Origin of the sequence: Micrococcus sp. GbtcB5 (genome assembly GCF_019091605.1) — a bacterium.
In the GTDB taxonomy this organism is placed as follows: domain Bacteria; phylum Actinomycetota; class Actinomycetes; order Actinomycetales; family Micrococcaceae; genus Micrococcus; species Micrococcus luteus.
This window is the reverse complement of the sequence record NZ_JAGXJK010000447.1, coordinates 1-238: the sequence shown is the minus strand read 5'-3', so window position 1 is coordinate 238 and position 238 is coordinate 1. Positions and strand designations below refer to the sequence as shown.

The window sequence follows — 238 nt, the reverse complement described above, 5'->3', positions numbered from 1 at the left end:
CGTCAGGCGCACGCCTGGGCCACGCGCGCCAGAGCCGGGCCCGGGCGGGGCGGGCCGCCAGACCGGCGGGACGACCTCGCCGTGGCCCAGGGCCCGCAGGGCCGCGCGGAGGCGGGCGGCGGCGACGTCCAGGTCCGCCGGATCGGGGGCGTAGTCCACGCGGGCCAGGTCGAAGTCGGCGAGCGCGGTGGTGGGCCACACGTGCACGTGCAGGTGCGGGATCTCATAGCCCGCGATC

The 238-nt window shown here is 79.4% G+C and carries 1 pseudogene; it reads right to left on the bottom strand.

The features are described 5' to 3' along the window. A pseudogene (locus KVS67_RS13065) lies at positions 1 to 238 on the bottom strand (hypothetical protein); the annotation flags it as partial.